Genomic DNA, 26250 nt, shown 5'->3' on the forward strand with positions numbered 1-26250 from the left:
GGCGAGAGCGCTTTCCCGCGCCGCCCCCTTGACATCGGTTCGCAGGTTACCTATAACTTCAGTTGTAGGTTTCCTCTTGTACGAGGAACAGGTGGTTCGGCGCCCGACCGGGCGCCGAGGGTCTTCGGAGGTGATGGTCAATGTTGCTGACGTCGATCGACCCGTTCGTGCAGGAATTCGAGCGCCAGTTCGACCGAGCGGTCCGCCAGATCAACGGCCAGGGCAGCGCCGCGAGCATGCCCATGGACGGGATCCGCCGCGCCGACGACGTCGTCCTGCGGTTCGACCTGCCCGGCGCCGACCCGGGTTCCATCGAGGTCACCGTGGATCGCGGCGTGCTGTCGGTCACCGCCCGCCGCGAGGAGGAGTACGGCGAGAACGAGCGCGTGTTCGTGCGCGAGCGCGCGATGGGCGCCTTCACGCGCCGGGTCTACCTGTCGGAGCACCTGGACGCCGAGGCGATCGAGGCCGCATACGACAACGGCGTCCTCGCCGTCCGCATCCCGGTGCTGGAGAAGGCCAAGCCGCGCAAGGTCGCCATCCAGCGCACCGGCGACGGCCCCAAGGCGATCAAGAGCTGACCGGCGGCCGGAGCATGGGTGCGAGCGGCCCCGGCCGCGCTGCCTGCACGGCACGCGCGGACGGGGCCGGGCGCGCCCTCCTCCCGCTTTCCGAGTCCGGTCACCGGAACGAGGCAGGAGGACGACATGAATCTGCCGTTCGACGACGAGCACGCCGCCCTGTTCACCGTGGGGCAGGTGGCCCAGATGCTGGACGTGCGGCAGGCGTTCCTGCGCCGCATCGACGACCACGAGATCGTGTCGCCCCAGCGGTCGGCGGGCGGGCAGCGCCGCTACAGCCGCCATGAGATCGGCCGCGTCCAGGAGGTCGTCACGATGATGGGCGAGGGCATGACCCTGCCCGCCATCCGGCGCATCTTCGAACTCCAGCACCAGCTCGCCGAACTCACCCGCGAGCACGCCGAGCTCACCCGGCGCCTCGCCGCACGTCCCCCCGAGGGCGGGGCCGCAGAGGACCGCCCATGAGACCGCTCCGCCCTAGCCCGGCGTCCGCCTAGCCCGGCGTCTGCGCGACACCGGCCCGTCGCGACGCGCGTGCGCCGATTTGCCAGAATTTAGACGATCTTGGGGAATCCCCTCACGCTCGCCGCCGCTGCGATTGCGTGCCCTTCCGTAGCGTGGCATCCATGCCCGAGGTAACGCGTTACCCCGTGGGGGCTCCCTGCTGGGTGGACCTGGCCAGCCCCAATGTCGACGCGTCCAAGGAGTTCTACCGCGGGCTGTTCGGATGGTCCTCGTACACGCTGAGCGTGGACACCTTCGGCGACTACGAGATGTTCACCCTCGGCGGGGTCCAGGGCCCCGAGATCGCGGCCATGCGGTCGCTGCTCGACAGCACCGAGGAGCCCAGCTGGACGTGCTACTTCAAGACCGAGGACGCGCTGGAGTCCTCGTTCGCCGTGCTGGCCGCGGGCGGGCAGGAGCAGTCGGAGCCGCGCAACGTCGCCCACCTCGGCCGGATGGCGCAGTTCGCGGACCCGCGGGGCGCCGACTTCGGCGTCTGGGAACCCTTCGAGTTCCATGGCGCGGCGCTCTGGGACGAGCCGTCCACGGTCTCCTGGGTCGAGCTGGTCGCCCCCGACGTCGAGGTGGCCCGGCGCTTCTACGGCCAGATCTTCGGCTGGACCTTCGAGGACCGCCCGTACTACAACGCCTCCGGCGAGGTCCCCACCGGCTACACCCTCTGGAAGGCCGGTGACCGTCCGGTGGCGGGCATGATCCCCATGGACGAGTTCTGGCCCGCCGACCACCCCACGCACTGGATGCCGTACTTCACGGTCGCCGACTGCGACGCGTCCGCCGCCAGGGCCGTCGAGCTCGGCGCGCGACTGCGCGTCGAGCCGATCGACGTCCCCACCGCGCGCTTCGCGCGCCTCGCCGTCATGAACGACCCGATCGGCGCGCGCCTCGCCATCGTCACCCCGAAGCGCGGTTCCTGACCGCCGGTCCCCTCACCCCGCCGCGCTCAGGGAGAGGCTCGCGTAGGCGCGGAGACGGTCCGGGCTCCGCGGGTCGGACGAGACCCGCAGGGCGTGGTAGGGGCCGGGATCGTCGGGAAGCTGCGCCACGTGCTCGATCTCCAGGACGTCCACGGTCGTGAGCAGGCCGTCCAGGACCGCCTCGGCGAGCGTGTGGTTGACGTGGACGAGGTAGTCCTGGAGCGTCAGATCCTGCACCGCGACGCGCAGGTGCGCGACCTGCCCGCGTCCCGCCTGCGCCTCGTTCAGCGAGACGTGCAGGGCGCCCACCCAGCCGGGGTCGGTCGTCCCCCGGATGGGACGGAGCAGCCGCCGCAACGGCAGGTAGTCCGCGAGGGGACCCGGCCCGTACCAGGCGATCGACTCGTCCTCGGAGAGGTGGACGTGCCGGAACCGCGCCGCGAGGTTGCGCGGGTCGCCGGCCAGGAAGACGGTCCGGGTGAAGCTGCCGTACCAGAGGGCCCTTTGCTGCGGGGGCATCCGGTCGGCGAACGCCACCGCCGAGCCGGCGAACTCCGCGGGCGTGAAGTCCCGCAGCACCGCGATGGCTCCGATCTCGGCCTGTCCGGAGGGCCACGCGTCACGGGCCCGCGTGACCCGGTCGCTGAGCACTTCTCGGAGGGTCTGCTGATCGAACATGATGACCTCATTCGGTGAGGAGACGGTCGATCTCCGCCGCCAGCTCGGCGGGGGAGGCTCCGTCGGCGCGGATCCGGTGCACACGCACCGACTCCAGGGACTTCAGGGCGGTGTCGTAGCCGTCGCGGATCCGCAGCAGCGGGGCGTGGTGCTCGTGCAGCTCCGCGGGCCGGTCGCGGTCGCGGACACGCCGGCGCGCCTCCGCCACGTCGATGTCGAGGTGGACGACGACGTCGGGGAGGCGGACGCCGAGCCGGCCGGCGAACGCGTGCGCCCGCTCGGCGTCCGGCAGGTCGACCAGCCGGATGAGGTCGGCGGCGACGGTGGCGAGGTCGGGCGTGCGGCCGAGCCGCCGGCCGAGCCGCTCGCACCAGGCGCGGGCGGCTCCGACATCACCGGGGTCCAGGGACGCCAGGTGCCGGCGGAGCCGGGCCGGGCGGTCCGGCCCGGCGACGCGCTCGATGGCGTCCCGGTACATCGGGAGGTAGGCGAGGCCGTCCACGACCGGGTGCCGTTCGGAGAGGACGACCCGCGTCCCGAGTTCCCCGATGAAGAACCGTTCCGTCACGGCGAAGGTGCACATCTGGAGGTAGAGGACGGCGAGCTTCAGCTCGGGGGCGCCGAGCCGGTCGGCGTCGCGCGACAGCGAGTCCAGATGGCGGGACAGCCGGTGCAGCGGGCCGTCGGGGTTCTCGTGGGCGCGCAGGCAGGACACGGCGGCGCGGTCCCCCGACGAGCCGTCGGCGAGCAGCCGGATCACCGTGGACTTCCCGGAGCCGTCGATGCCGACCAGGGCGGCGCGGAGCGTTTCAGCAGGCACCGGCGTTTCAGCAGGCACCGAAGTTTCAGCAGGCACCGACGGCCTCCTCCGCCCGGTCCTCGATCTCCAGCAGGCGCAGGACGGTCGGGACGAGATGCTCCAGGAACGGCAGTTCGCGGTGCGTGTGCGCCATCAGGTACAGCTGGAGACGGGTGATGGAGAAGTCCCACAGGGCCAGCCGGTACCCCTCCCGCCAGGAGTCGCGGCCGGGCGCCGCGGCTCCCCGGTCCCGCAGGGCCGCCCGGTGCAGGTCGAGGAGGTCGCTCACCTCGGTCTCCCCCGCGTCGGCGGGCAGCACGTAGGCGAGCAGCTCGGCCAGGTCCCGCTGCGGGACGTGCAGGGTCGCCAGTTCCCAGTCGTAGGCGACCAGGCTCAGGTCGGCTTCGCGCAGCGCGATGTTGCGCGGGTTGAAGTCGTTGTGGACGAGCGTGCGCGGCAGGCGTTCGAGCCGCGCCCACCAGTCGCCCGCCGAGCCGATGATCCGGCGGAGGCGCCGCAGGACGTCCGGGGTGATCCAGTGGGGATGCTCGGCGGCGTTGTGCTCGGCCATCGCCGTCCACAACCCGGCCATCGCCGCCATCCGTTCCGCCGACTGGACGCGGCCCAGCCAGCCGAGGCCGATCAGCTCGTCCTCGCGGCCGAGCCAGGCGGCGTGGACACCGGCGATCCCGCGGACGGCGGCGCGCACATGCTCGCCGCGCCACAGGCCGGGACGGTCGGCGGCGTCCATGAGGATCACGTCCGGGCCGAGGCGCTCCATGAGGATCACGTAGGCCTCCCGGGCGGGGTCGACATGCACGCCGTACACCGCGGGGAGGACGCGGGCCAGGGCGGGGTCGCCGCTCCGGTAGAGGGCGGGTTCGCGGGTGTGCACGTCCTTGAACCCGGTCCAGTCGCGCCAGGTGGCGTACAGGTCGGCCAGCGCGCCACCGGACAGCGCCGCCAGCTTGGCCGCCTCGATGATCACCTCGTCGTCCAGCGGCTTGACCTTCGCGACCAGGTCGAGGGTCCCGCCGGCGCCGTCGCGGCCGGTGTAGCCGACGCGGAGCGGGAACAGGCCCGTCAGCTTGCGGCTCTCCCCGCGTGCGGCGATCTCGGTGAGCAGCCCGGACGGCGCGTCGTCCGTGGGCAGCACCGTGACCTCGCGGACTTTCAGCTCCGGTACGTCCAGGCCGTCGGCCAGCAGGGTTTCGAGCAGCGGCGCGTCCAGGTCGGCCCGCGTCAGCCAGTCGACGCGGCGCGGACGGCCGAGCCGCTCGTGGGCGTCGGCGAACTGGCCGCCGGTGATCGCGGCGATGGTGGACAGGTCCACGGCCAGCGAGAACCCGCAGATGATCTCCGCCAGCCGGCGCATCCCGCCGTCGCCCGCGCAGCCGAGGGCCTCCAGATAGTCGCGCTGCCGGGGCAGTCCGGTGCCGCCCCCGACCGTCCCCACCAGCAGGTTGGGCAGCAGCAGGGTGGCGCGCAGCCCCGTGCCGTCGGGTTCGACGTAGAACATGGCGCCGGACGACTCGTAGACGCTGGCGATGTCCTGCCCGGTCGCGGTGTAGACGGCGGCGATGACGTTGGCCGCGTCGATGTCGAACCCGATCATCCCGGCCTGCTGCGCGGCCGGGATGCCGATCCGGTAGCCCCGGTCGATCGCCTCGGGGGTGGTCTTGAGCACCCGCCTGACCGTCTCCCGGTCGAGCACGCACTCGGCGGTCACCCGCGTCCCGCGGCCCGCGATCATGTTGAGGTGGGTGAGCTTCTTGTCACCGCTCATGTTGCCCTCGACCGCGAACCACACGGGCGCGAGATCCGGCATCAGCGCTATCCGGTCGTTGATCCAGCCGCAGGCGCGCCAGGTCGCCGCCGTGGTCATGTTCTGCCCGCCGGCGTCGGCGGTCTCGTAGACGAAGCGCAGGTGCACGGCGCGGCCGATCTGGACGGGGTCCAGCTCGACCAGCCGGGAGTGGCGGGAGACCGCACCGATCTGCTCGGCCAGCTCGGCGTGCAGACCGGTCACCCAGCGCGCGAACCGGTCCGCCGCCGCGATGCCGTCGAACTCGAACACCGGCGCCCGCGTCATGCGCTGCGCGATCACCCTCGTCTCGACGCCGCCCGCGCGGGTGATGGCCTTGGCGCCGCGGGCCGCGGACGCGACCAGCGCGCCCTCGGTGGTCGCCAGCGGGACGGTGACCGGCCCGCGCGCCGCGTCCCCGCGGAAGAGCAGCGGCCCGGCCAGCCCGACCGGCACCTCCACCGTGGCCACGTAGTTCTCGACGTTGCCCATCAGGTCGCGGGCGGGGATGCCCGTCCGCTCCAGTGTCGCGAGCGGCGAGCCGGTGGCGCGGCGCAGCCATTCCAGCCGCGCCCGCCGCGCCGCCTCGGTGTACAGCCCGCGTCCGGGCATCTCCTCGTTCCGGCCGGTCATCGCGACTGCTCCTCCACCAGCCGGGCCCAGAGGGGCGAGGACGGCTGGAAGACCCGATCCTTGACCCTGGGTGGACGCTCACCCGCCTCGACGCGGCGCCGCCAGTCCTCGAAGAACAGCTCCGGCCGCGCCGGGAGGACACTGAGCGGCGCCAGCGCCCGCTGCTCCCGGGCCCGCCGGTACCCGGCCGACTCCTCGGCCAGGCGCGCGTCCAGGGCGTCGGTGAGGGCCTGGAGTTCGGCGTCGGCGACCCGCCCCTGGACGGCGACCGCCGCCTGATGGGCCGGGACCTCGGTCCGCGCGGGATCCAGCCGCCACGTCATGTTCCGCACTTCGAGCCCGGTGTCGGAGACGGCGGCCGACAGCGCCCGCAGCGCCTCGTACTCCCGCAGCCGCTCCCCCGCCGCCGACAGCGTCGTGTCCCGGCCGCAGTACTCGACGCGCGGCGTCCGGCCGGTGAAGCCGGTCACCCGGACGATGTCGCGGGTCGCGCAGCGGTACAGCCCGCCGATGTGCGACAGCACGACGTGGTAGTCCCGGCCCCGTTCCAGCTCGTGGACGAGGACCGTCCGCGACTCGCCGTGGATCTCGTCCTCGGCCGGGACGAACTCGTAGAAGCAGGACGGGGTCATCAGGGGCCCGGCGGTGGGATGGCGGTCCACCGGCGCCGCCAGCGGCCCCTCGCACGAGCCCAGCGGCGCAGGCAGCACCCGCACCCGCGGGCCGTACTCCTGCGCCACCCAGGGGAGGTAGAGCCGCGCGACGTAGGTGGTCCAGGCGAGCACCACGTCGAGCCGGGGCCACAGGTCGCACGGCCGGACGGTGCCGAGCCGGTGCGCCGCCTGCTCGATGACGCGGGCGCGTGCGGGATCGGGGGCGCGGAACGGCTCCCCGCCGAGCGTGCCGTCGTGGATCTCCTTGATGATCCGCGGCCACCACAGCCCGAGCTGGTACGGCAGCGCGGCGGCGATGGCGGGGTTGACCGCAATGACGGCGCGGACGTCGCGCTCGGCGGCCAGCCGCAGCCGCAGGTAGGTGCGTTCCCAGGGATCGCTTCCGTCGAACCCTTCGGGCAGCTTGCTCCACGGGGCGCGGTTGCCGAGTCCGGTGGCGATGTCCTCGCCGATGCGCTTGTAGTCGAGCTGGCTGGGTCCGATGTGCGGCTGGCCGCCCTCGGTGCGTCCCATCCGGGAGTACGGGTCCTGCCACAGGTTGAGGACCGAGTCGTCCGCGGCGGTCAACCCCGGATGGTGCTCGACCGCCGTCGCGAGCCCGGCGAAGTAGAACGGCAGGAAGCTCTGCTTCAGGTAGCGCACGGTGACCGGGATCCGTTTCTCCACGCCGGTCGTGCCGCTACTGGAGAAGTAGACGATCGGATCCTCGCTGGACAGGACCCCCGGCTCGCCACCGATGACCCGGTCCAGCCAGGGCGCCAGCTCCTCGTGCGCGCGGATCGGCACCGCCGCACGGTAGTCGTCCACGCTTTTGACGAGGGCGAAGCCGTGGGAGCGGCCGAAGGCCGATTCCCGGTTCGCCTCGACCGCCGCGGCGAGGACCGTCGACTGCACTGCCTGCGGATCGGCCAGCGCTTCGCGGAACCGGGCCAGCTCGGCGCGGGCACGGCGGCGGATGCCGTCCGCCCGCCCGGCGGGGGTTCCGGGGTCGGCGGTTCCCGCCTGGGGTAACTCCACTTGGGGTAACGAACCTTCGGGCAATTGCATGTGCACGGCCTTTCGTGGATACCGCTGAAGGACTGCGGGGCAAGGCTGCGGGGCAGGACTGCGGGGTGGGACTGCGGGGGCGGGGTGCGACTGCGGGGTGGGGCTAGAGGAAGACGTCGTCGAGAAGGCGACGGGCCGGCGTGCGGTTGTTCTTCGCGAGGATTCCGCAGGTCAGCGAGTAGGGACTGACCCAGCCGGACGGGGTCAGGTGGCGGCGCAGTTCCCCGACGGGATCGGCATCGCGGTCCGCACGGGCGAGCAGATCGGCAGCCCGGCGCATGGCGCGGCGGAGCAGCCCGGTATCGAGCGGGGTGTCCCCCTTCCGCTGCAACGTCGCGATGAAATAGAGCCGCATCCCCAGGCGGTAGACATCGGGCTCGACGTGGGGCAGGCACAGCGCCGACAGCTCGTCCAGTGCCGTGCCCGCCCAGCCGCCCTCCCGGCTGGTCCCGGTGACGCCCGCCAGGGGCACCCGGCCGAGCGCCAGCCGTGACGTCACGGCTCCCAGGTGCCCGAGAATCCGCTCGACCAGCGCGTAGTCGTGCCCGATCTCCTCGTCGTGGACGAGCAGGACCCGGTCGTGCCCGGCGATCATCGGGACCAGGTCGCGCAGCACCATCAGCAGGTAGTTGGCGTGCCCGTCCGCGCTGACCACCCTGCGCAGCGGCATTCCCCAGCGGGTGCCGTCCAGGTAGACGGGCCCGCCGAACCGGCGGTGGTCCAGGGCGAGACCCCGGTCGGCGAGCATCTCGATCAGTTCCCCGGTTCCCACCCGGTAGGGCTGGTCGAGGAAGAGACCCGGATCGGTCACATGCAGCACTTCGAGCTGCTCACTCCACAGGCGGAGGATCCGCTCACTGGCGGGATGGATCCAGCCCTGTTCCGCCCGCTCCGCGTACGGCCGCAGCGCAGCGAACGACGGCATCGGCTCGGCATGTGCCTTCACGTAGAGCTCGCCCAGCTCATGCACGGACCGCCGGGCGAAATCGGTGTCACCGGATGTCCGGTCGAGGTATTCCCAGTACCGCATCGTCTGCCCGGTCAGGCAGGCGGAGCGCGTGTTCCACAGGCATGTCACATCACCCAGGGCGCGGGTGCTCCGGTACAGCACGTCCACCCACAGGAACCCTTTCGCATGGGTGGGCAAGATCGGTTTGGTCGGTGTGATCGTGATCGGTGCGATGAGTAATCGGCCACCCCCGGCCGAGTCGTTCGAAATGACGGTTCAGCTCCTTTCCCGAGTTAGCGCGCTCCCGCCGCCCGTCCGGCGGGACGCGGTTCCGGCCGCGGGGGGCTCCGGATGTCCTGCGTGCACAGCAGCGCGATCAGGCCCCCGCCGGCGGTGCCGGCGGCGGCCAGGGTGAACAGCAGGTCCAGGCCGGAGTGCTGGTAGGCCGCGCCCAGCGCCGGCACGGCGAACGCCGTGCCCACCTGGCGGAGGGCCATGATGATCCCGCCGGCCATCCCGGCCCGGCGCGCGTCCACCCCGTACACCGCGACCTGGTTGAGGACGGTGGAGCTGGCCCCGAGGCCGACGCCCATCACCGCGAGCCCGCACATCACCACCGTCCACCCGGACGAGGCGTCGAGCGCGGTCAGCAGCGCCAGCCCCGCCGCGGTGAACCCGGCCGTGCCGCCGACCGCCCACCGTGTCGGCACCCGCCCGGCCAGCGGCGCCGACAGCAGCGCCGACAGGAACGCCGCCACCCCGAACGGCAGCAGGCATAACCCCGTCTTCAGGGGGCCGAGCCCCCGGACCTGCTGCACGTACAGCGCCAGGTAGGTGGCCGCCGCGACCACGGCGCCCTGGTTGAGCAGGGCCACGAGCGCGTTCGCCGCGTAGCCGCGGCCGGCGAGGAGCCGCAGGTCCACCACCGGGTCGGCGGCCCGCCGTTCGATCATCGCGAAGGACGCCAGCAGCACGCCCGCCACGCCGAACAGGGCCAGCACCAGCGGATCGTCCCAGCCGTCCCCGCCGGCCCTGACGCAGGCCATCACCAGCGCGGCCAGCGCGACGGTCAGCGTCGCGGTCCCGGCCCAGTCGACCCGGCCGCGGCGCCGCGGCCCCGGCGCGGGCAGCCGCCGCCATCCGAGGCACACCACGGCGGCGCCGATCGGCACGTTGACCAGGAACACCGCCCGCCAGCCCGCCCACTGGGCCAGCCCGCCGCCGAGCAGCGGCCCGACGGCGATCGCGCTCGCCACCGTCGCCCCGAAGACGCCCAGCGCGACGTCGCGCCGGCGCTGCTCCGGAAAAGCGTCGGTGATCAGGGCGAGCGCGATCCCGAGCAGCATCGCCGCGCCTGCGCCCTGCACCGTGCGGGCCGCGGCGAGCCATCCGACCGTCGGCGCGAGGCCGCAGGCCAGCGACGCGGCGCTGAACACGGCCGTCCCGCCGAGGAACACCGTCCGCCGCCCGAACCGGTCCCCGAACGCGGCGGCGACCAGCAGCAGCGCCGCGAGCGGGACCACGTAGGCGTCGACCACCCATTGCAGGTCCGCCAGTCCCGCGTGCAGATCCCGCTGCACGTCGGCGAGCGCGACCGCGACGACCGTGATGTCGAGCACCATCATGAACGTCGTCGCGCACACGCACGCCAGAGTGGCGAGCCTGTGCATCCGTTCCATCCGCCGGTTCCCCGATGAAGGATGCGGCGTCAGGCGTCCGGAGGCCGCCGTGGCAGCCGGATGTCCCGGCCCCCGCGAGCGCGGCTCACACCGGACCGCCGAGTGCGCGTGAAATTCTCACGAATGATTTCATTGATCAGATCAACCCCCGCTAGATCCAGATCAGTTTGCAGGAGAAATCCGAAATCTGCCAGGAGCTGACCTGATCAGGCCAGTGGGGCGCACAAAATTCTACGCAGTGCGCATTCTCATCAGTGCTTATTCAACAGCGTAACGAGTGATGCCCGCACCGTAATCGTGACTACTCTTGACAACATGGAGTATATGGGCCGGAGCCTGTGCCGACCGAGAATAGGACCTCGATCGGCACAATGCTCCGCCGCAATTCCGGGATGATTTCCCGACCGGATCATGACAACGGACGGTCCAGCGGCAACACCGTCAGCCGGATGTGCCGGGGTTCCAGGACAGAACGTCCAGGGCCCCGTTGAGCCCGTAGCGGCCGAGACCGTTCACGCCATTGGCGAAGAGGTAGTTCTCGATCGTCGCGATGGGCACGAACCATGCTTCGTCGAGAACGGTCTTGTTCAGCGCCCGCGCGGCGTCCTGCTGGCCCGCCGCCGGCGCGGAGGCGAGCCTCGCGAACACCTTGCTGATCTCGGCGCTCCGGCTCTGGAACGGGTTGAGCGGTGACGTGGCGCCGGTGAAGTTGAACAGGGCGTTGGCGAACATCGGGGTCGCGAGCCGGAACGTCGTCACCGCGTACTTGTGCGAGGTCAGCTCCGCCACGAACTTGTTGAGGTCGTTGCCCACGTTGTTCAGGGACACCCGCACGCCGACCTTGGCGAGCTGCGCGACGACGGCCTGCGACACGACGTTCATGCCGAAGAGGGAAAGGTCGACGAGCTTGGCGTCGATGCCGTTGGGGTAACCCGCGTCCGCGAGCATCTTCTTGGCCTTGGCCGGGTCGTAGGTGTAGGCGTTCTTGAGGGCGGGGTCGTAGCCGTCGGTGTCTGCGGGCGCGATCTGCGCGGACGGCGTGTACCCGGCGCCCAGCGCCTTCGCTATCGCGTTCCGGTCGATCGCGTAGTTCAGCGCCTGCCGGACCCTCCGGTCACCGAGCGCGGGCGTCGTCTTGCCCGCCCGGTCGATCAGATAGAGCGCCAGGACGCCGGGGTCTCCGGACAGCACCTTCACGTTCCGCCCGCGCGCCTGCGGGGCGAGGGTCGCGGAGGCGTTGAGGTCCACGTCGATCTGCCCGCTGTTGAGCGCCTGGAGCGCGGAGTTGGGGTCGCCGATCACCTTGATCACGACCCGGTCCCAGCGCTGCGCGTCCGGCCGGTAGTAGTTCGGGTTCTTCGTCAGCGTGTAGTGGTCGCCCGCGACGGTGGCCGAGGTGTCCAGCGTGTACGCACCGGCGCCGAACGTCCGCGTCGTGAGCTGCGCCGGGTTCTTCAGCCCGGCGGGGCTGATGACGTCGCCCCAGTTGACGAGCTGGCTGAACACGTAGGGCAGGATCGGGTTCGGGGACGACAGGTCCACCTGGACGGTCGAGCCGCCGGTGACCTTCGCGCCGGTCACGCCGGTCAGGAACGGGCTCATCGAACCGGGGGTCTTGAGGTAGTGGCCGATGGTCGCGGCGACGGCCTCGGCGGTCACGGCGGAGCCGTCCGCGAACTTCACGCCGGAGCGGATCGTCATGTCGAACCGCGTGTTCCGCTTCCCGACGTACTTCCAGGACGTGGCGAGCGCGGGGCTGAAAGTGCCGTCCGAGTTGGCCCTGATCAGCGGCTCGTACGTCAGCCAGTGCAGGATGCCCTGGCCGCCCGAGCCGTTCTGCCCCGGGTTGAGGCTCTCGGGCGGCGCCGGGAGGGCGATGGTCAGCGTCCGGTCGCCGGACGCCGCCCCGGTCGTGGACGAGCACCCCGCCATCGCCCCTCCCGTCATCGCCAGGGCGGTCCCGGCCAGCACGGCCGTCAGTTTCCGTGGTGTCATCTCGCGTTCCTTTCAGGGGTCCCGGCGGTGGCCGGTGACCGGCGCAGTTCCCGGCGGCGCGCCTGCTCGCCGGGGTCGGCGACGGGCGCGGCGGCCAGCAGCGCGCGGGTGTAGGAATGGCGGGGGTGCTCGCACACCTCGGTGACGGTGCCGGACTCCACGACCCGGCCGCGGCGCAGCACCACGACCCGGTCCGCGAGGTGCCGGACGACCGCCAGGTCGTGGGTGATGAACAGGTACGCCAGGCCGTGCCGCTCACGCAGGTCGGCCAGCAGGTTGAGGACCTGCGCCTGGACGGACAGGTCCAGCGCGCTGACCGCCTCGTCGCAGATCAGCAGCCGCGGGGAGGGCATCAGCGCGCGGGCGATGGCGATCCGCTGGAGCTGCCCGCCGGAGAACTGGCCCGGGTACCGGCCGGCGGCCGCGCCGTCCAGCCCGACCGCCTCCAGCATCTCCGCCATCCGCGCGGCGACCTGCGCGGGCCTCATGTCGCGCAGCATGGTCGTGGTCTCGGCGACGGTCTGCCCGACGGTCCGGCTCGGGTTGAACGACAGGTACGGGTTCTGGAAGACGACCTGGACGTCCCGGCTCAGCGCGCGGCGTTCCCGCCCGCCCAGCCGGGTGATGTCGCGGCCGTCCAGCCGCACCGCGCCGTGCGCGACCGGCACCAGCCCGAGGACGGCCTTGCCCAGCGTCGTCTTCCCCGACCCGGACTCGCCGACCAGCCCGACGGTCTCGCCCGGCCGCACGTCCAGGGACACCTCGGTGAGCGCGGACGTCGAACGCAGCCGGCGACGCCCCTGGTAGCGGACGGTCACGCCGGCCACCTCAAGCAGTGGGCGTGCGGACCCCGTCGCCGGCCCCGTGAGCGGCCCCGCGGGCGGCTCTGTCAGTGGCATGGTCAGCCTCCGGTCGTGGTCGGATGCAGGCACCGGTAGCCGTCGCCGCCGTCCGGTGTGAGCGCCACCGGCGCGGCCGTGCAGTCGGCCGCCGCGTAGCGGCAGCGCGGCGCGAACCGGCAGCCGGACGGCCAGCGCCCGGCGGCGGGCACCGCGCCGGGCAGCACGGGCAGGTGGCGGCCGGGCGTGCCGGCGCTCGGATCGGCCGCGAGCAGCGCCTCGGTGTAGGGGTGGCGCGGGGCGTCGAAGACCCGCCCGACGCCGGACTGCTCGACGACCTGGCCGGCGTACATCACCACGGCCCGGTCGCAGGCGTCGGCGACGACGCCCCAGTCGTGGGTGACCAGGATGAGGCCCATGCCGGTGCTCTCGCGCAGGTCGCGCAGCAGGTCGAGGATCTCGGCCTGGACGGTCACGTCCAGCGCGGTCGTCGGCTCGTCGGCGATGAGCAGGCTCGGTCCGCCGGCGAGCGCGCGGGCGATCGACACGCGCTGCGCCATGCCGCCCGACAGCTCGTGCGGGTAGCGGGTCAGGACCGCGTCCGGGTGTGGCAGCCGCACCATCTCCAGGAGCTCGGCGGCGCGGCGGCGCGCCGCGCGCCGGTCCACCCCGGTGTGGTGCCGGACGGCCTCGCTGAGCTGCGCCCCGACCGTGAACACCGGGTCGAGGCCCGCGACGGGCTCCTGCCCGATGTAGGCGATGCCCCGGCCGCGCAGGCGGGCGACCTCGGGTTCGCTCATCGCCAGCAGGTCGTGCCCGTCGAACCGGAGGGCGTCCGCCGACACGGTGCCGCCGGCAGGCAGCAGCCGCATCACGCCCGACACCGCCATCGTCTTCCCGCAGCCGGACTCGCCGACGAGCCCGACCGCCTCGCCGCGCCGCACGTCGAAACCGACCCCGTCCACGACCTGCGTCGTCCCGCCCGCGTCCTGGAGCCGGACGGACAGGTTCCGGACCGACAGCAGCGCGCCGCCGTCCGCGTCGTCCGGGTCGGCAACGCCGCCCTTGGCGGGACGCGGCGGTCCGATCACGCGCGTCCGCATCCGCCGCCACGACAGCGGCTCGCTGGAGGCGCGGTCGGTGGCCACGTCGCGGACGGCGTCACCGAGCAGGCCCAGCGCGAGGGCCGTCAGCACGACCACCCCGCCGGTCGGCACGAGCATCCACGTCTGCCGGAAGATCGCCTGGGACGCCTCCGCGATCAGCCCGCCCCAGGACGGGCGCGGTGGCTGCACCCCGAGGCCCAGGTAGCCGAGGGACGTCTCGATCAGCAGCGCGGACCCCGCGACCAGCGACGTCAGCGAGATCACCGGGCCGGCGATGCGCGGCAGCACGTGCCGGCGCAGGATCCGCGGGGTGGTCAGCCCCGCGACGCGCGCCGCCGTCACGTACGGCTCGTCCCGGACGTCCCGCGCGCCGGCGCGCACCACCCGGGCCAGGCCGCCGGACGCCAGGAACCCGAGCGTCAGCATCGCCGCGGACTCGTTGTGGCTGAAGATCGCCAGGATGGCGAGCAGGATCACCACGGACGGCACCGACAGCAGCAGGTCACAGACCCGCATGATCACGCGGTCGAGGATCCCCGGGCTGTACCCGGCGACCAGGCCCGCCAGCACGCCGACGGCGACGTACACGGCCAGCGCCTCCGCCACGACCGGCAGGCTGACCTGGCCGCCGTGCAGGATGCGGCTGAGGATGTCGCGTCCGAGCTGGTCGGTGCCCAGCCAGTGGTCGCCGGAAGGCCCGCCGTAGACGGTCGTCAGGTCCTGTTCCTGCGGGTCGTAGGGGGCGATCAGGCCCGCCAGCGCGCACGCGAGGACGACGAGGACGAGCCAGCCCGCGCTCACGAACCCGGCGGGGCGGCGCAGCACACGGAGCGTCAGCGTGCCGGACCGGCTCACCCCGAGGGTGCCCGTCATCTCGTCACCGCCCTCGGCGTGAGCCAGCCCGACGCGAGGTCGGTCAGCAGGTTGACCAGGACGACCAGGATCGTGAAGTACAGGACGACGCCCTGGAGGACGGGCAGGTCGTGCTGCGCCGTGGCCGTCACCGCGAGCTGCCCGAGACCGGGCAGCGCGAACAGCTGCTCGACGACGATGGAGCCGCCGAGCATCCCGATGAGCACGACCCCGAACACGTTCACCACGGGCAGTGCCGCGTTCTTCGCCGCGTGCCGGAACAGCAGCGACCGGACGGGCAGCCCGTTCGCCCGCAGCGCGCGGATGTACTCCCGGCCGAGGACGTCGGCCAGGGCGCCCCGCACCTGCTTGGCGATCATCGCGATGCCGCCGAGCGCCAGGCACGCGGCCGGCAGGACCAGCGAGCGGGCCCACTGGTCCGGCGCCTGCGCGAACGGCACGTACCCGGTCACCGGGAAGATCTCCAGGTTGACGGCGAACAGCACGACCAGCACCAGCCCGAGCCACGGCTGCGGCACGCTCATCCCGGCGACGGCCGCGCCGTCCAGGACCCGTCCGGCCACGCCGCCGCGCAGCGCGCCGACCAGGCCCACCGCGACGCCCAGCACCGCGATCACCAGGGCGGCGCCGGCGAGCAGGCACAGGCTGACCGCCAGGCGCGAGTTCAGCACCGACGACACCGGCTCCCCGGTGAACAGCGAGGCGCCGAGGTCGCCGCGGACGGCGTGCGACAGCCACGTCCAGTACTGGTCCGCCAGCGGCCGGTCGAGCCCGAGCTGCGACCTGACCTGCCGGTAGGCGGCGGGGTCGGTGTTCGTGCCGAGGATGGTGCGGGCGGCGTCGCCGGGGGTCAGCCAGGCCAGCACGAACGTCAGCGCGGACAGCACCAGCAGCAGCGGAAGCGACCACAGCAGCCGCCCGCCGACCATGCGCAGCATGATCGTCACCCGTCCTGGCCGGTGTCGCCGCCCGTGACCGGGAACGACGTGAGGCCGGTCGCTGGGAGGGACACGGTCGTCCCGGGCAGCAGCGTGGCCTGCGCGGGCGCCGCCGACTCGTCGGCCCGGACGAGGGTCAGGCCGAGCCGGAGCCGCTCGCCGGGCGCGAGCCGGATGTGCACCGGGTAGACCTCGACGTGCAGCGTGACCGGCGTCCCCGGTTCGACGGGCTCGCCCTCGCCGTGCGTGTGCCAGGGAACGATGATCTCCCCGTCCTGGTCGAGCAGGCTCCGCTTGAGGTCCACCTCGCGGTGGGACGCGCGGAGCCGGCCCTCGGTGACCGGGTGCACCTGCCCGTCCGGCCGGACGACCGACACCCGCGCGTGCACCTCGAAGTCGGTACAGGAGTCGTCGGTCCGCAGCACGGCCTGAAGCCCGATCGGGCCGAGGAGGCGGGCGGGTCGCCCGGCGGCCGGCAGGTCGAAGACGACCGTCTCCCCCCACAGGCGCATCCCGGAGCTCGTGGTCGTGTCCACCATGGTGTCCACCGAGGACGGCGGAGGAGGAGGCGTGCTGGACAGGCAGGGCTCAATGGGAACGACGCGGCCTTCCGTGGAGGTGCGACCCCCCACACCCCCCGGACCAGCCTGTTCAGCGGCGACGGGACGCCAGCGGGTCCAGGAGATCTCGTCGGTCGCCGGCCAGTCGCCGCGGACCTCCCAGTCGTCGGAGCCGACGCAGGACAGCCGCACGTTGGCGCCCTCCGCGGTCGGGTCCGCCCCCTCATCGCGCAGCCAGTGGTTCAGCCAGGACGCCAGCTCGCCGCGCTGCTCGTCCGACAGGAACGGCTCGTGGCTCCACGGCCCGACGACCAGCCGTTTGGGGCACCCGACCTGCTGGAATCCCCGGACGGTGCCGCGGAGGAAGTAGTCGTACCAGCCGCCCAGGAAAAGGGTCGGGACCTCGATCGCCGACAGGTCCGGCGTGCTGCGGTGGAACAGCTCGGTGTCGAAGTCCTCCCCGACGATCTCCCCGTAGAAATGACGCAGCCCCTCCCGGCGGGTGTCCGCGCGCTGCGCGGACAGGAAGGCCATCGCGCCCCAGTTGGTGTGGGACGGGATGCCGCCGCGCTTCCACATGTCGCGGTAGAAGTCGGTCGGGGCGATCCACGGGGCGATGCAGCGCAGGCCGCCCGGACGGCGGGCCCCGATGAGGAGCTGGTTCAGACCGGAGTACGAGCCGCCGATCATGGCCGTCCGACCGTCGCAGAACTCCTGCCGGGCCGCCCACTCGAGCAGCTCGACGCCGTCCTGGACCTCGCGCGGGGACAGGATGCCGTGGTAGGGCCCGGTGGAGCCGCCGAACCCGCGCACGTCGGCGATGAGCACCTCATACCCCTCGCGCACGGGTACCTGGAGCAGCTCGATGTGCATCGCGGACTCCTTGCGGTACGGCGTGATGACCACCACCGCCGGAGCAGGACCGCGCGACGCGGGGTACCGCAGCACGGACAGGCCGGCCCCGTCGCTCAGCGGCACCTCCAGATGCTCGGGAGAGGGGACCGGAAATCCGATCGAGGGCATGACGAACTCCTCATTCGGCCGCGAACGGCCAGGGTGGGAAGAGACGGTGTGGGATCAGAAGAACCAGGCGGGAGGCTCGTGCCCCCGGCCGGCGAAGTCGCCGAAGCGGCCGCCGAGGAAGGCCAGCGGCAGGCCGTCCCGGTCGCAGGTCCGCTGGACGGCGCCGAACACCACGACGTGGTCGCCGGCGGTGACCTGGCGGTCCACGGCGCATTCGAGGTGGGCGAGCGCGTCCGGGACGACCGGGACGTCGTGCTCGCCGTAGGTGAGCGGCAGCCCGGCAAAGTGGTCCTCGCCGCGTCCGGCGAACCGCCGCGCGATCGGCTCCTGGCGGGCGGCCAGGATCGACACGGCGAACCTCCCGGACGCGGCGACGGCGAGGGCCGTGCGGGCCCGCGCGCCGAAGCAGACGAGGATCATCGGCGGGTCCAGGGACACCGACGTCAGCGAGTTGACGGTCATCCCATGCGGGTCCCCGTCCGCGTCCAGCGTCGTGATGACGGCGACCCCGGTCGTGAAGCGCCCCATGACGCGGCGCATGTCGACGGGGTTCAGCACCGGGGCCCCGGGGCTGGTGGTCGGTGGCATGACGGTGCCTCCCTCATGTGCGGTAGCGGACCTCGAACGTGAGGCAGCCGTCCTCACTGCGCCACGGCCCGTGCTCCATGCCGGGCGGGCGGCAGGCGTACATCCCGGCCGTGAACGTCTCGCCCAGCCGCAGGTCGGTGATCGAGCCCTCCAGGATGTAGACCTCCTCCCAGAAGTCGTGCGCCTGGACGCCGTTGGGCCTGGTGTCGGTGCCGGGCTCGAAGCGCAGCATCCGGGTGGCGACCCCGGCGCCGGTGTCGGCGGCGAGGATCCGCTCGGTCAGTTCCGGGACGTCCCCTTCGCAGGGCGTGAAGCCGACCTTCTCGGCGGGGAAGAACTCGTGTTCGGGCTTGGCCATGGATCTCGTCCGTTCAGGCGACGTCGGTGTAGCCGGCGAGGAAGGCGTCGACATCGGCGACGGCCTCGGGGTAGCCGAAGTTGCGGTAGGCGTAGCCCTTCGCGACGAACGGCGCGCCGGCGTAGAACATCTCGTACTGGTGGTGGCGTCCCGCGAACTCCGACCCGACCGCGTCCCAGACGAGCTTGAACAGCTTCACCCGGTCCACGGCCTCCACCCCCGGGGAGTGGACGTACCGGTCGATGTCCGCACGGATCGCGGGTTCGCGCATGTCGGCGACGCTGGACGGCAGTTGCAGCACCCCGCCGCCCGCGAGATCCCGCAGGATCGCCAGGACCCGCGGATACAGCTCGGCCTGGAGCCCCATCGCCCCGTAGACGGCCCGCGCGTTCGGCCGCCACATCCCGTTCCCGTCCGGCTCCGCCTTGTACTCCGCCGCGAGCACGGCCGACTCGACCAGCGACGCCAGCCCGGCCAACTCGCCCAGCTTCTCCTGGACGCCCGGGATCCGGTCCACACCGTTGACCGCGGCGATCTTCCCGGCGAGCCCGGCGATGAACCGCAGCTTCACCACGAACCGGATCTGGGCCTGCCAGTTGCCGAGGACGTGCGCGCCGGTGGAGAAGAACTGGCGGCGCAGCCCCTCCACGTCCCGGTCCACGAACACCCGCTCCCACGGGACGAACACGTCGTCCAGCACGACCAGGGAGTCCGTCTCGTCGTAGCGCGTGGACAGGGGGTAGTCGTAGCCGCTGCCGGTCGTCGCGTACGGGCGGCGGCAGTACAGCTTCAGCCCCTCGGCCGACACCGGGACGGTGAAGCCCACCGCGAAGTCGCGGTCGTCCGGCGTCAGCGGCTTGATACAGGAGATGAAGATCTCGTCCGCGACCGCGGCGCCGGTCGCGAGCATCTGCGCGCCACGCACCACGATCCCGTCCGGCCGCTCCTCGACGACGCCGGCCTGGATGAACTCCCCGTCCCACGCGTGCGCGGTCGTCGCCCGCGACACCTGCGGCGGAATGATCGCGTAGGAGACGTACAGGCTCTCGTTCAGCACCCGCTTGTGGTACTCGGTGACGCTGGACGACAGGTCCCGCCGCTCGGTGACGAACGACTCCGGCGACGAGGCGAACGCCGCGATGAACGAGCCCACATGGTCGGGGCTGCGTCCCACCCAGCCGTGCGTGTGCCGCGCCCACGTCTCGATCGCGTGGCGGCGCGCCGCCAGGTCCTCCCGGCTGCGCGGGACGGAGAACACCAGGTTGGCCTCGGCCCCCGTCTCCGGCGACCGGTAGGTCATCCCCGTGGACCGGTCGGCGGCCAGGTCGAACAGCTCCGCCATCGTCCGCGCGATCGGCGCGAACGCCGGATGGTCGGCGACGTCCTGCACGCGCTCGCCATCGACATAGATCTCCCGCGCGTCCTTCAACGCCGCCAGGTACTCCGCTCCGGTACGCATCACGACGTCCTCCATTTCGTCTCGTATTCACAGGTCAGAGTGGTCGCGCCGACGGTCAGCGAGAGCTGCCAGCGGCGGCCCGGGGCGAACACGCCGCCGAGCAGCGGCAGCGTCCCGGCGAACACCACGACGTCTCCGTCCAGGTCGCCGACCGCGTCCGCGAGCCGGCCGAGCAGATCACCGGGGGTGCGCAGTTCCGCGAGCGTCCCGGACTGGTACCGGTTCCCGTCCACGGACGACTCGACGCGGATGGCGTCCCACGCCGCCTCGCCGTCCGGCAGCTCGACGACCTCGCCGCCGAGCGGCTTCGGGCACGCGGCCTTCGCCGCGGCGATCCCGGTCCGCTCGATGTCGCGGTCGGTGTGGTCGGACCCGACGCCCAGGTAGTGCCGGTCGCGATGCCGGATCAGCACCGGCTCGACCTCACCGGAGGTGTTGCCGCCGGCCACCGCGATCACCGGTTCCGCGGTCAGCAGGCCGGGGTCCAACCGGTAGAACGCGGGCACGCTCGGCGGCTCGGGCACCCCGATCGCCGCCAGCTCCTCGATGTGGACCCGGGCCGCCGCCTCGTCCCGTCCCGTGTAACCGGCGACGATCAGGTGCCGGGGCGCGCACTCCAGCTCGCCGCCGTTGAACCGCAGCCGCAACGTCGCGCTCATGACCGCCGGTCCTTCAGGACGGGGAACTCCTCGCGCGTCCGGGCCACGACGTCCGGATCGACCTCGCAATGGACGATCTCCTCCTTCTCGCCGCCCTCGGCCAGGACCGTCCCCCACGGGTCGACGACCCGTCCGGCGCCGCCCAGCTCGACGTCCCCCTGCGTGCCGACCGCGTTGCAGGCCAGCACCACGACCTGCTGCTCGACCGCGCGGCATTCGGTGAACAGCCGCCAGTGCCCCCGGCGCGCCGCGGGCCACGCCGCCGGCACCGCCACGGCCTGTGCTCCCGCGTCCACCAGGTCGCGCCACAGCTCAGGGAACCGCAGGTCATAGCAGGTCGTGGCACCCAGCGGGCCCAGCGGCGACGCCGTCGCCGCAACGCCCGAACCCGGCGTCAGCAGTTCCGCCTCCCGCGACCGGTACCCGAACACATGCACCTTCCGGTACGTGTGGACGACCGCACCTGCGGGGTCGATGAGCACGGCCGTGTTGTGCAGCCGTCCCTCCGCGGAACGCTCCAGGAAACTCCCCAGATGCAAGAAGCAGTTCAGGTCCCTGGCCCACTCCCGTGCCGCGGTGACGGTGTCCCCGTCCAACGGCTCGGCCAGTTCCTCATAGCGCTCGAACGCGAAATAGCCCGGCAGCCACAACTCGGGCAACAGCACCAACTCGGCGCCCGCGGCGTCGGCCACCATCGCCCCGACGCGCTCCCGCCGACGCTCGACCGGCTCGGACGGCGGGCTCTCGACCTGGACGAGCGCGACCCGCGTCATCGTCCGTCCCAGTTCGCCACCGCGGGAAGCCGCAGGACCTCAAGCGTCCCGTTCAGGTGCGCGGCCAGGGCCTCGGCGGCCCGCAGCGGATCACCCGACCGGATCGCGTCCACGATCGCGGTGTGCTCCGACAGCACCACCCGCGCCCGGTCCTCCGCCGACGCGATGGCCCGCAACCCCATCCGGACCTGCCGGTCGCGCAGCGACTCGTAGAACTCGGCCAGCACGGAGTTGCCCGCCCTCGTGACGATCGCGCGGTGGAACGCCCGGTCGCACTCGATGAACTCGACCGGGTCGTCCAGCAGCCCCTCCTGCCGCGTCACCAGGACCTCCAACTCCGGGGCGAGTTCCTCCGCCAGCGACGTCGCCCGCCGCACGCTCCAGTCCTCGACCAGCTCGCGGGCCTGCATCACCGCCTGGATCTCCCCATCGGAGACGGGCGGCACGAACGCGCCCTTCTTCGGCATGATCTTCAGGAAGCCCTCGGTCTCCAGCCGCAGCAGCGCCTCCCGCACAGGGGTTCGCGACGTCCCCGTCGCCTCGCACACCTCCGCCTCGGTCAGGAAGGTCCCCTCATGCCGGGGCAACGACCCGATGTGCCGCTTCAACCACCGATACGTGACGTCCTGCGCACTCTCCCGCGCACCTTGCGTACGACTCATAGACGTAATGTATACATCACGTCGACATGACGCACAAGAGAGACGAAACCCCAGGTCAAGCGACCCTCGCACGGGACAGGACCAGGTGAGCTCAGCCGCGTTCCGCCCGTCGCCACGGCGGCCAGGACGTCCCCGGCCACGACCCCGTACCCGGACCGGTCGCCCACGATCGTCATGACGACCGGCGCGGCAGGCGCCCGCCGCGCGACAGGCGAGATGGAGTCGACGTCGGCCGCGCACGAGTGACGCACTCGTCCAGGTCATAGCGCACCCAGGGCCAGTTTTCGGATCGCCCTCAAAAGCGAATGGATGGCATCAAAATGATGCCGAGGCCCCCCTGCACTGTTGAATGTGAATGAAGAACGAAAGACATCAACATTGACGTTCTTCCTAGATCAGAATTAGCCTGGCAACAGATTCCCTGGCGCGCACTGATCATTGCGACCGTGCCGGCTCCCAGTATGTTTCACCTTTCACCAGGCCCGGAAGGCTGCCATGACGAACAGCAGACACGCGGCGAGCGCGGCACTGGGGGCCGCACTCGCCCTGACCGCCCTGACCTCCGCCCCCGCATCCGCGGACCCGACCACCCCGCCACCGGGAAGCGTCACCATCACACGCCTGACCAGCAGCGGTTCGGGCTGCCCACCAGACACCGTGGGGTTCTCCGTAGATCTCCAGACCTATACCTTCACCCTGACGCCCACCGACTTCCGCGCACATGCCGGCGGAACCGCCGAACCCACCGACCGCTTTAGAATCTGCCAGACCGGACTACAGATCAGCGCCCCGAAGGAGTTCACCTACGCGGTCGCCGCCGCTGACCATTCCGGCTTCGCCGATCTACAGCCTGGCGCCTCCGGCCGTCTCTCCTCCTCCTATTACTTCCAGGGCCGGTCCGGAGGGCTGTACAAACATGAGCTCACCGGCCCGTACTGGGACAACTGGACGTACTCGGATGTTTTCTCTACCGGAGAGCAGCAGTTCAAGCCCTGCGGCGAGGAAAGAACTTTGCTGATCAACCTGTCACTGAGGGTGGACATCGGCACCTCCGACAAAGCCAAGACCACAGTCATGGAGATGGACTCGACCAGAGGTAGCAAGATCAAGCTGGCCTGGAAGCGCTGCCCGTGAAGCAGCCGCCCGGGGTCCGTCCGGGGCTCTGGAGTCCCCCACGAAGCGCGAGCGCGCACATCACCGCCCGTCTGGACCGCGAGCGTGGTGCTCATGACCCCGGTGGCCCCAGCCTGGGCCAGCCAAAGAAGTATCCACAAGTAGAGAGTGTGACCTTGGGCGCCACGTAGCTGGAGGTATCGTCTGGCCGGTGGTCACTCAAGCGCTGTTCGACGTGGACGAGCCTTCGCTACCGATGGCGTTGCAGGCCGCTGTGCGGCACGGGGAGATCTTCACTCGCCGGTGGGTCGTGGAGCTGATCCTCGACCTCGTCGGCTACACCGCCAATCGTGATCTTGCTGAGCTGAGCCTCGTTGAGCCGGCGTGCGGGCAGGGCGCATTCGTCGGACCGGTCGTGGAGCGGTTGAGCAAGTCGTGTCGAGATCATGGGCGGCCGCTTTCCGACGCAGCTGAGTCGATCCGAACGTTCGATCTGCTGCACGGGAACGTCGAGCTGACACGCACGCTCGTCCGCGACCAGCTCACGGCGGACGGCTGGGGACACAGCGAGACTGAGGCCATCGTGTCAGGCTGGGTGCGCCAAGGGGACTATCTACTCGCCGCTCACCGTACCGCTGAGGCTGACTTCGTGGTCGGCAACCCGCCCTACATCCGGCTTGAGGACGTGCCGGAAGAGCGCATGATGGCCTATCGGGCCGTCTGTCCCACGATGGGTGGTCGCGCTGATGTATATGTGGGATTTTATGAGACCGCCCTTCGTAGCTTGAAGACGGGCGGGAAACTCGGCTTCATCTGTGCCGATCGTTGGATGCGCAACCAATATGGCCGGCGTCTTCGGCAGACGGTGACACGGCGTCACAGCATGGACCTTGTTCTTACGATGCATGACGTTGACGCGTTCCACGAACCGGTTTCCGCTTACCCGGCCATTACGATCATTCGTAACGCTGCACAAGGTGCCGCGATCGCCGCCGATACCACGAGAGGTTTCGGGCCGTCCGAGGCTCAGGAACTCCTTGGATGGTTGAATGGCCCGTCACAGGACACGGTAGTCACCGCGAGCTTCAAGGCTTCGCGTCTTCCTCACTGGTTCCCTGGTGAGGACTCTTGGCCGGCGGCTTCCCCTGCACGTTTGGCGGTTCTGGAGGAGCTGAGTGATAGGTTTCAGCTCCTCGAAGACGAGACAACGGGAACACGCGTTGGCATCGGGGTGGCCACGGGAGCGGACAAGGTTTTTATCACCGAGCGATCCGATCTCGTGGAAGAAGATCGAATGCTTCCCCTCGCCATGGTCCGCGACACGACGTCGGGGAATCTCGACTGGGGCGGTATGTACCTGGTCAACCCATGGAATGAGCTGGGTGGGCTAGTCGACCTGGCAGCCTATCCGCGGCTGCGCGCCTACCTCACCCGGCACCGGGCAGCGCTACAAAAGCGTCATGTTGCCCGTAAGCAGCCAGAACGCTGGTACAAGACGATCGATAAGGTTGACCCGCAGCTGAACACTCGTCCCAAGCTCCTGCTGCCGGACATGAAGCAGGTCATTCACCCGGTGCTGGATGAGGGCGGGCTGTATCCTCATCACAACCTGTACTTCATCGTCTCTGATGTCTGGGATTTGCGGGTGCTTGGTGGTTTGCTGCTGTCCAATGTCGCTGAGGCATTCGTGGAGGCCTACGCGGTCAAGATGCGGGGCGGAACTCTGCGCTTCCAAGCCCAGTACCTGCGGAAGATCCGCGTTCCAGACCCTGCGGAGATAGATGAAGTCACCGGCGCGGCCTTGGCGGCGGCATTCGAACGCCGCGACGTGCAGGCAGCGACACAAGCCGCCCTGCGCGCCTACGGGCTCCCAGGACTCCCCGACTGAAGGAAGACCTTGGCAGTTACTCGACAAGACTTCGAGGGCGCGGTTGCCGCTTACTGGGACGCGAAAGAGTCGCAGCGAGAAATATCTAAGATCAAAGATGCTGTCGGCGCTGGCACGGCCGGCTCCATACGGGGCGGCAGACACTTCGACGATATCACCGCTCTTCTTGCCAAGTTCTTCCTAGAGTCCGGATATCCAACGAAGGACATCCGAGTGGCGAAGAAGCATGGACTGGAACTTCCCGGCTACTATCGCCCACAAAAACAGTGGGACCTCGTGATATCCCATGGGACGACCCTCGTTGCGGCCTTTGAGCTCAAAGCGCTCGGCGGCCCGTCCTTCGGCAACAACTATAATAATCGAGTAGAAGAGGCATTGGGTAGCGCAGTCGACCTCAGACGCGCCGCACTCGCTGATCTGTTTCCCGGCGAAAAGCCGTGGCTCGGCTACTTCTTTATCATGGAAGACGCCCCCGGTTCACGCACCCCCGTACGCCTCAAGAGGGGAGCATCGCCTGTCGAGGAGATCTGGCGCGGAAGATCCTACCAAGCAAGATTCGCACTCTTCTGCGAGCGCCTTATGGCGGAAGGTCTATATGATGCGGTTTGCTACATCACTTCGTCCGCACCTGATCCGCACCCCATCGAGCTAGTCGAAAGCCTCGACTGGAAGCATTTTTCCGCCGCAATAACTGCCCGTATCACCTATCTCAGAGAGCTAGGGATTCCGGCCAGCACATAGTGGGCGATACTGTTCCCCATACTAGACCTCTTGGTCGCCGAGCAAACCAAGAGAAGCATCGATATCGAAGCAGGCCAAGCGGTTGCGGACGATCGGCGCAAAGTCGTCTGGAATCAGTTTCTCGGGATCAGAGGGGGCCGAGCACGGACTTGGCCCGCTCACCCGCGTCGTCGATCAAGGCACGGTGACTGCCAGGAAGTGAGCGTCGTCCCAGACGACGCCGGGAGACGAACAGATTTCGAGGCGCGGCCTGGAACGCCACCGGCAGGCCCACCCAGCCGGGCGCTGCGGCTGAGTTGGGGCCCGGCAACGTGGCAAGAACCGGACAAGTATGGCCATTGATGTTCATATAGGACAGGGGGGATGGTGGCGTCGGCGGTCGACTCACCTCC

At 70.7% G+C, this 26250-nt stretch carries 23 protein-coding genes; 6 read left to right on the plus strand and 17 right to left on the minus strand.

Annotated features, from left to right (window positions below; genetic code table 11):
• Positions 1-140 precede the first annotated feature (140 nt).
• The 3 genes from AMA02S_RS18695 (at position 141) to AMA02S_RS18705 (ending at position 2020) form a co-directional block, all read left to right on the plus strand.
• Positions 141-581 carry an Hsp20/alpha crystallin family protein gene (locus AMA02S_RS18695; RefSeq protein WP_067460146.1) on the plus strand — a complete coding sequence of 147 codons (441 nt, stop codon included), beginning with the start codon at positions 141-143 and terminating at the stop codon, positions 579-581.
• A 126-nt stretch (positions 582-707) separates the two neighbouring features.
• Positions 708-1046, plus strand: coding sequence for a MerR family transcriptional regulator (locus AMA02S_RS18700; protein WP_067460149.1), 339 nt, complete (start codon positions 708-710; stop codon positions 1044-1046).
• 161 nt (positions 1047-1207) lie between these two features.
• Positions 1208-2020 (plus strand): VOC family protein, encoded by an 813-nt coding sequence (locus tag AMA02S_RS18705; RefSeq protein WP_067460152.1) that lies wholly within the window; start codon positions 1208-1210, stop codon positions 2018-2020.
• Between the two features lie 12 nt (positions 2021-2032).
• Here AMA02S_RS18705 and AMA02S_RS18710 read toward each other — a convergent pair whose 3' ends face one another.
• From AMA02S_RS18710 to AMA02S_RS18790, 17 genes are all read right to left on the minus strand, one after another.
• A complete protein-coding gene (locus AMA02S_RS18710) occupies positions 2033-2698 on the minus strand; it encodes a DUF6182 family protein (protein WP_067460154.1) in 666 nt (221 codons plus the stop codon).
• A gap of 7 nt (positions 2699-2705) precedes the next feature.
• On the minus strand, positions 2706-3518 hold the full coding sequence (locus AMA02S_RS18715; protein WP_067460157.1) for a hypothetical protein: 813 nt from the start codon (positions 3516-3518) through the stop codon (positions 2706-2708).
• A 25-nt stretch (positions 3519-3543) separates the two neighbouring features.
• Entirely contained in the window at positions 3544-5934 is a 2391-nt protein-coding gene (locus AMA02S_RS43555; protein ID WP_067460160.1) for a hydroxymethylglutaryl-coenzyme A reductase family protein, read from the minus strand.
• Positions 5931-7625: a GH3 family acyl-acid amido synthetase gene (locus tag AMA02S_RS18725; protein WP_169806849.1), complete on the minus strand. Its 1695-nt coding sequence runs from the start codon at positions 7623-7625 to the stop codon at positions 5931-5933. Before AMA02S_RS18725 ends, AMA02S_RS43555 begins: the two co-directional genes overlap by 4 nt.
• 133 nt (positions 7626-7758) lie before the next feature.
• Positions 7759-8802, minus strand: a complete 1044-nt coding sequence (locus AMA02S_RS18730; RefSeq protein WP_157430687.1) for a hypothetical protein — start codon at positions 8800-8802, stop codon at positions 7759-7761.
• Between the two features lie 95 nt (positions 8803-8897).
• Positions 8898-10283, minus strand: coding sequence for an MFS transporter (locus AMA02S_RS18735; RefSeq protein ID WP_067460166.1), 1386 nt, complete (start codon positions 10281-10283; stop codon positions 8898-8900).
• Between the two features lie 441 nt (positions 10284-10724).
• Entirely contained in the window at positions 10725-12278 is a 1554-nt protein-coding gene (locus AMA02S_RS18740) for an ABC transporter substrate-binding protein (protein WP_067460169.1), read from the minus strand.
• Positions 12275-13177 (minus strand): ATP-binding cassette domain-containing protein, encoded by a 903-nt coding sequence (locus AMA02S_RS18745; RefSeq protein ID WP_067460172.1) that lies wholly within the window; start codon positions 13175-13177, stop codon positions 12275-12277. Before AMA02S_RS18745 ends, AMA02S_RS18740 begins: the two co-directional genes overlap by 4 nt.
• Before the next feature lie 2 nt (positions 13178-13179).
• On the minus strand, positions 13180-15096 hold the full coding sequence (locus AMA02S_RS18750) for a dipeptide/oligopeptide/nickel ABC transporter permease/ATP-binding protein (protein WP_067460175.1): 1917 nt from the start codon (positions 15094-15096) through the stop codon (positions 13180-13182).
• Entirely contained in the window at positions 15093-16034 is a 942-nt protein-coding gene (locus tag AMA02S_RS18755; protein ID WP_067460854.1) for an ABC transporter permease, read from the minus strand. The genes AMA02S_RS18750 and AMA02S_RS18755 overlap by 4 nt, the downstream gene beginning before the upstream one ends.
• A gap of 5 nt (positions 16035-16039) precedes the next feature.
• A complete protein-coding gene (locus AMA02S_RS18760; protein WP_067460178.1) occupies positions 16040-17617 on the minus strand; it encodes a CocE/NonD family hydrolase in 1578 nt (525 codons plus the stop codon).
• A 54-nt stretch (positions 17618-17671) separates the two neighbouring features.
• Entirely contained in the window at positions 17672-18205 is a 534-nt protein-coding gene (locus tag AMA02S_RS18765; protein ID WP_067460182.1) for a flavin reductase family protein, read from the minus strand.
• Between the two features lie 13 nt (positions 18206-18218).
• The gene (locus tag AMA02S_RS18770; protein WP_067460185.1) at positions 18219-18563 is read right to left on the minus strand and encodes a cupin domain-containing protein; all 345 of its coding nucleotides are present in this window, start codon (positions 18561-18563) and stop codon (positions 18219-18221) included.
• A gap of 13 nt (positions 18564-18576) precedes the next feature.
• Positions 18577-20022: a 4-hydroxyphenylacetate 3-hydroxylase family protein gene (locus AMA02S_RS18775; protein ID WP_067460855.1), complete on the minus strand. Its 1446-nt coding sequence runs from the start codon at positions 20020-20022 to the stop codon at positions 18577-18579.
• Positions 20022-20681, minus strand: a complete 660-nt coding sequence (locus AMA02S_RS18780) for a DUF2848 family protein (RefSeq protein ID WP_067460187.1) — start codon at positions 20679-20681, stop codon at positions 20022-20024. The genes AMA02S_RS18775 and AMA02S_RS18780 overlap by 1 nt, the downstream gene beginning before the upstream one ends.
• Positions 20678-21454 (minus strand): nitrilase-related carbon-nitrogen hydrolase, encoded by a 777-nt coding sequence (locus AMA02S_RS18785; protein WP_067460190.1) that lies wholly within the window; start codon positions 21452-21454, stop codon positions 20678-20680. The genes AMA02S_RS18780 and AMA02S_RS18785 overlap by 4 nt, the downstream gene beginning before the upstream one ends.
• On the minus strand, positions 21451-22116 hold the full coding sequence (locus AMA02S_RS18790) for a GntR family transcriptional regulator (protein WP_067460193.1): 666 nt from the start codon (positions 22114-22116) through the stop codon (positions 21451-21453). Before AMA02S_RS18790 ends, AMA02S_RS18785 begins: the two co-directional genes overlap by 4 nt.
• 495 nt (positions 22117-22611) lie before the next feature.
• Here AMA02S_RS18790 and AMA02S_RS18795 point away from each other — a divergent pair, with 495 nt between their 5' ends.
• The 3 genes from AMA02S_RS18795 (at position 22612) to AMA02S_RS40445 (ending at position 25858) form a co-directional block, all read left to right on the plus strand.
• Positions 22612-23250, plus strand: coding sequence for a DUF4360 domain-containing protein (locus AMA02S_RS18795; RefSeq protein ID WP_067460196.1), 639 nt, complete (start codon positions 22612-22614; stop codon positions 23248-23250).
• Between the two features lie 190 nt (positions 23251-23440).
• Positions 23441-25117: an Eco57I restriction-modification methylase domain-containing protein gene (locus AMA02S_RS18800; protein WP_218005023.1), complete on the plus strand. Its 1677-nt coding sequence runs from the start codon at positions 23441-23443 to the stop codon at positions 25115-25117.
• Between the two features lie 9 nt (positions 25118-25126).
• On the plus strand, positions 25127-25858 hold the full coding sequence (locus AMA02S_RS40445; protein ID WP_084265300.1) for a PaeR7I family type II restriction endonuclease: 732 nt from the start codon (positions 25127-25129) through the stop codon (positions 25856-25858).
• Positions 25859-26250: the final 392 nt, after the last annotated feature.

It is taken from the genome of Actinomadura macra NBRC 14102 (assembly GCF_001552215.1).
GTDB lineage: Bacteria > Actinomycetota > Actinomycetes > Streptosporangiales > Streptosporangiaceae > Spirillospora > Spirillospora macra.

Bases quoted from the DNA above. Each gene is read 5' to 3' on its own strand.
- AMA02S_RS18790 (WP_067460193.1), bottom strand. From the start codon at position 22,116: ATGAGTCGTACGCAAGGTGCGCGGGAGAGTGCGCAGGACGTCACGTAT.
- AMA02S_RS18750 (WP_067460175.1), bottom strand. From the start codon at position 15,096: ATGACGGGCACCCTCGGGGTGAGCCGGTCCGGCACGCTGACGCTCCGT.
- AMA02S_RS18755 (WP_067460854.1), bottom strand. From the start codon at position 16,034: ATGCTGCGCATGGTCGGCGGGCGGCTGCTGTGGTCGCTTCCGCTGCTG.
- AMA02S_RS18745 (WP_067460172.1), bottom strand. From the start codon at position 13,177: ATGCCACTGACAGAGCCGCCCGCGGGGCCGCTCACGGGGCCGGCGACG.
- AMA02S_RS18765 (WP_067460182.1), bottom strand. From the start codon at position 18,205: ATGCCACCGACCACCAGCCCCGGGGCCCCGGTGCTGAACCCCGTCGAC.
- AMA02S_RS18735 (WP_067460166.1), bottom strand. From the start codon at position 10,283: ATGGAACGGATGCACAGGCTCGCCACTCTGGCGTGCGTGTGCGCGACG.
- AMA02S_RS18695 (WP_067460146.1), top strand. From the start codon at position 141: ATGTTGCTGACGTCGATCGACCCGTTCGTGCAGGAATTCGAGCGCCAG.
- AMA02S_RS18760 (WP_067460178.1), bottom strand. From the start codon at position 17,617: ATGCCCTCGATCGGATTTCCGGTCCCCTCTCCCGAGCATCTGGAGGTG.
- AMA02S_RS18710 (WP_067460154.1), bottom strand. From the start codon at position 2,698: ATGTTCGATCAGCAGACCCTCCGAGAAGTGCTCAGCGACCGGGTCACG.
- AMA02S_RS18795 (WP_067460196.1), top strand. From the start codon at position 22,612: ATGACGAACAGCAGACACGCGGCGAGCGCGGCACTGGGGGCCGCACTC.
- AMA02S_RS18780 (WP_067460187.1), bottom strand. From the start codon at position 20,681: ATGAGCGCGACGTTGCGGCTGCGGTTCAACGGCGGCGAGCTGGAGTGC.
- AMA02S_RS18770 (WP_067460185.1), bottom strand. From the start codon at position 18,563: ATGGCCAAGCCCGAACACGAGTTCTTCCCCGCCGAGAAGGTCGGCTTC.
- AMA02S_RS18775 (WP_067460855.1), bottom strand. From the start codon at position 20,022: ATGCGTACCGGAGCGGAGTACCTGGCGGCGTTGAAGGACGCGCGGGAG.
- AMA02S_RS18705 (WP_067460152.1), top strand. From the start codon at position 1,208: ATGCCCGAGGTAACGCGTTACCCCGTGGGGGCTCCCTGCTGGGTGGAC.
- AMA02S_RS43555 (WP_067460160.1), bottom strand. From the start codon at position 5,934: ATGACCGGCCGGAACGAGGAGATGCCCGGACGCGGGCTGTACACCGAG.
- AMA02S_RS18700 (WP_067460149.1), top strand. From the start codon at position 708: ATGAATCTGCCGTTCGACGACGAGCACGCCGCCCTGTTCACCGTGGGG.
- AMA02S_RS18785 (WP_067460190.1), bottom strand. From the start codon at position 21,454: ATGACGCGGGTCGCGCTCGTCCAGGTCGAGAGCCCGCCGTCCGAGCCG.
- AMA02S_RS18740 (WP_067460169.1), bottom strand. From the start codon at position 12,278: ATGACACCACGGAAACTGACGGCCGTGCTGGCCGGGACCGCCCTGGCG.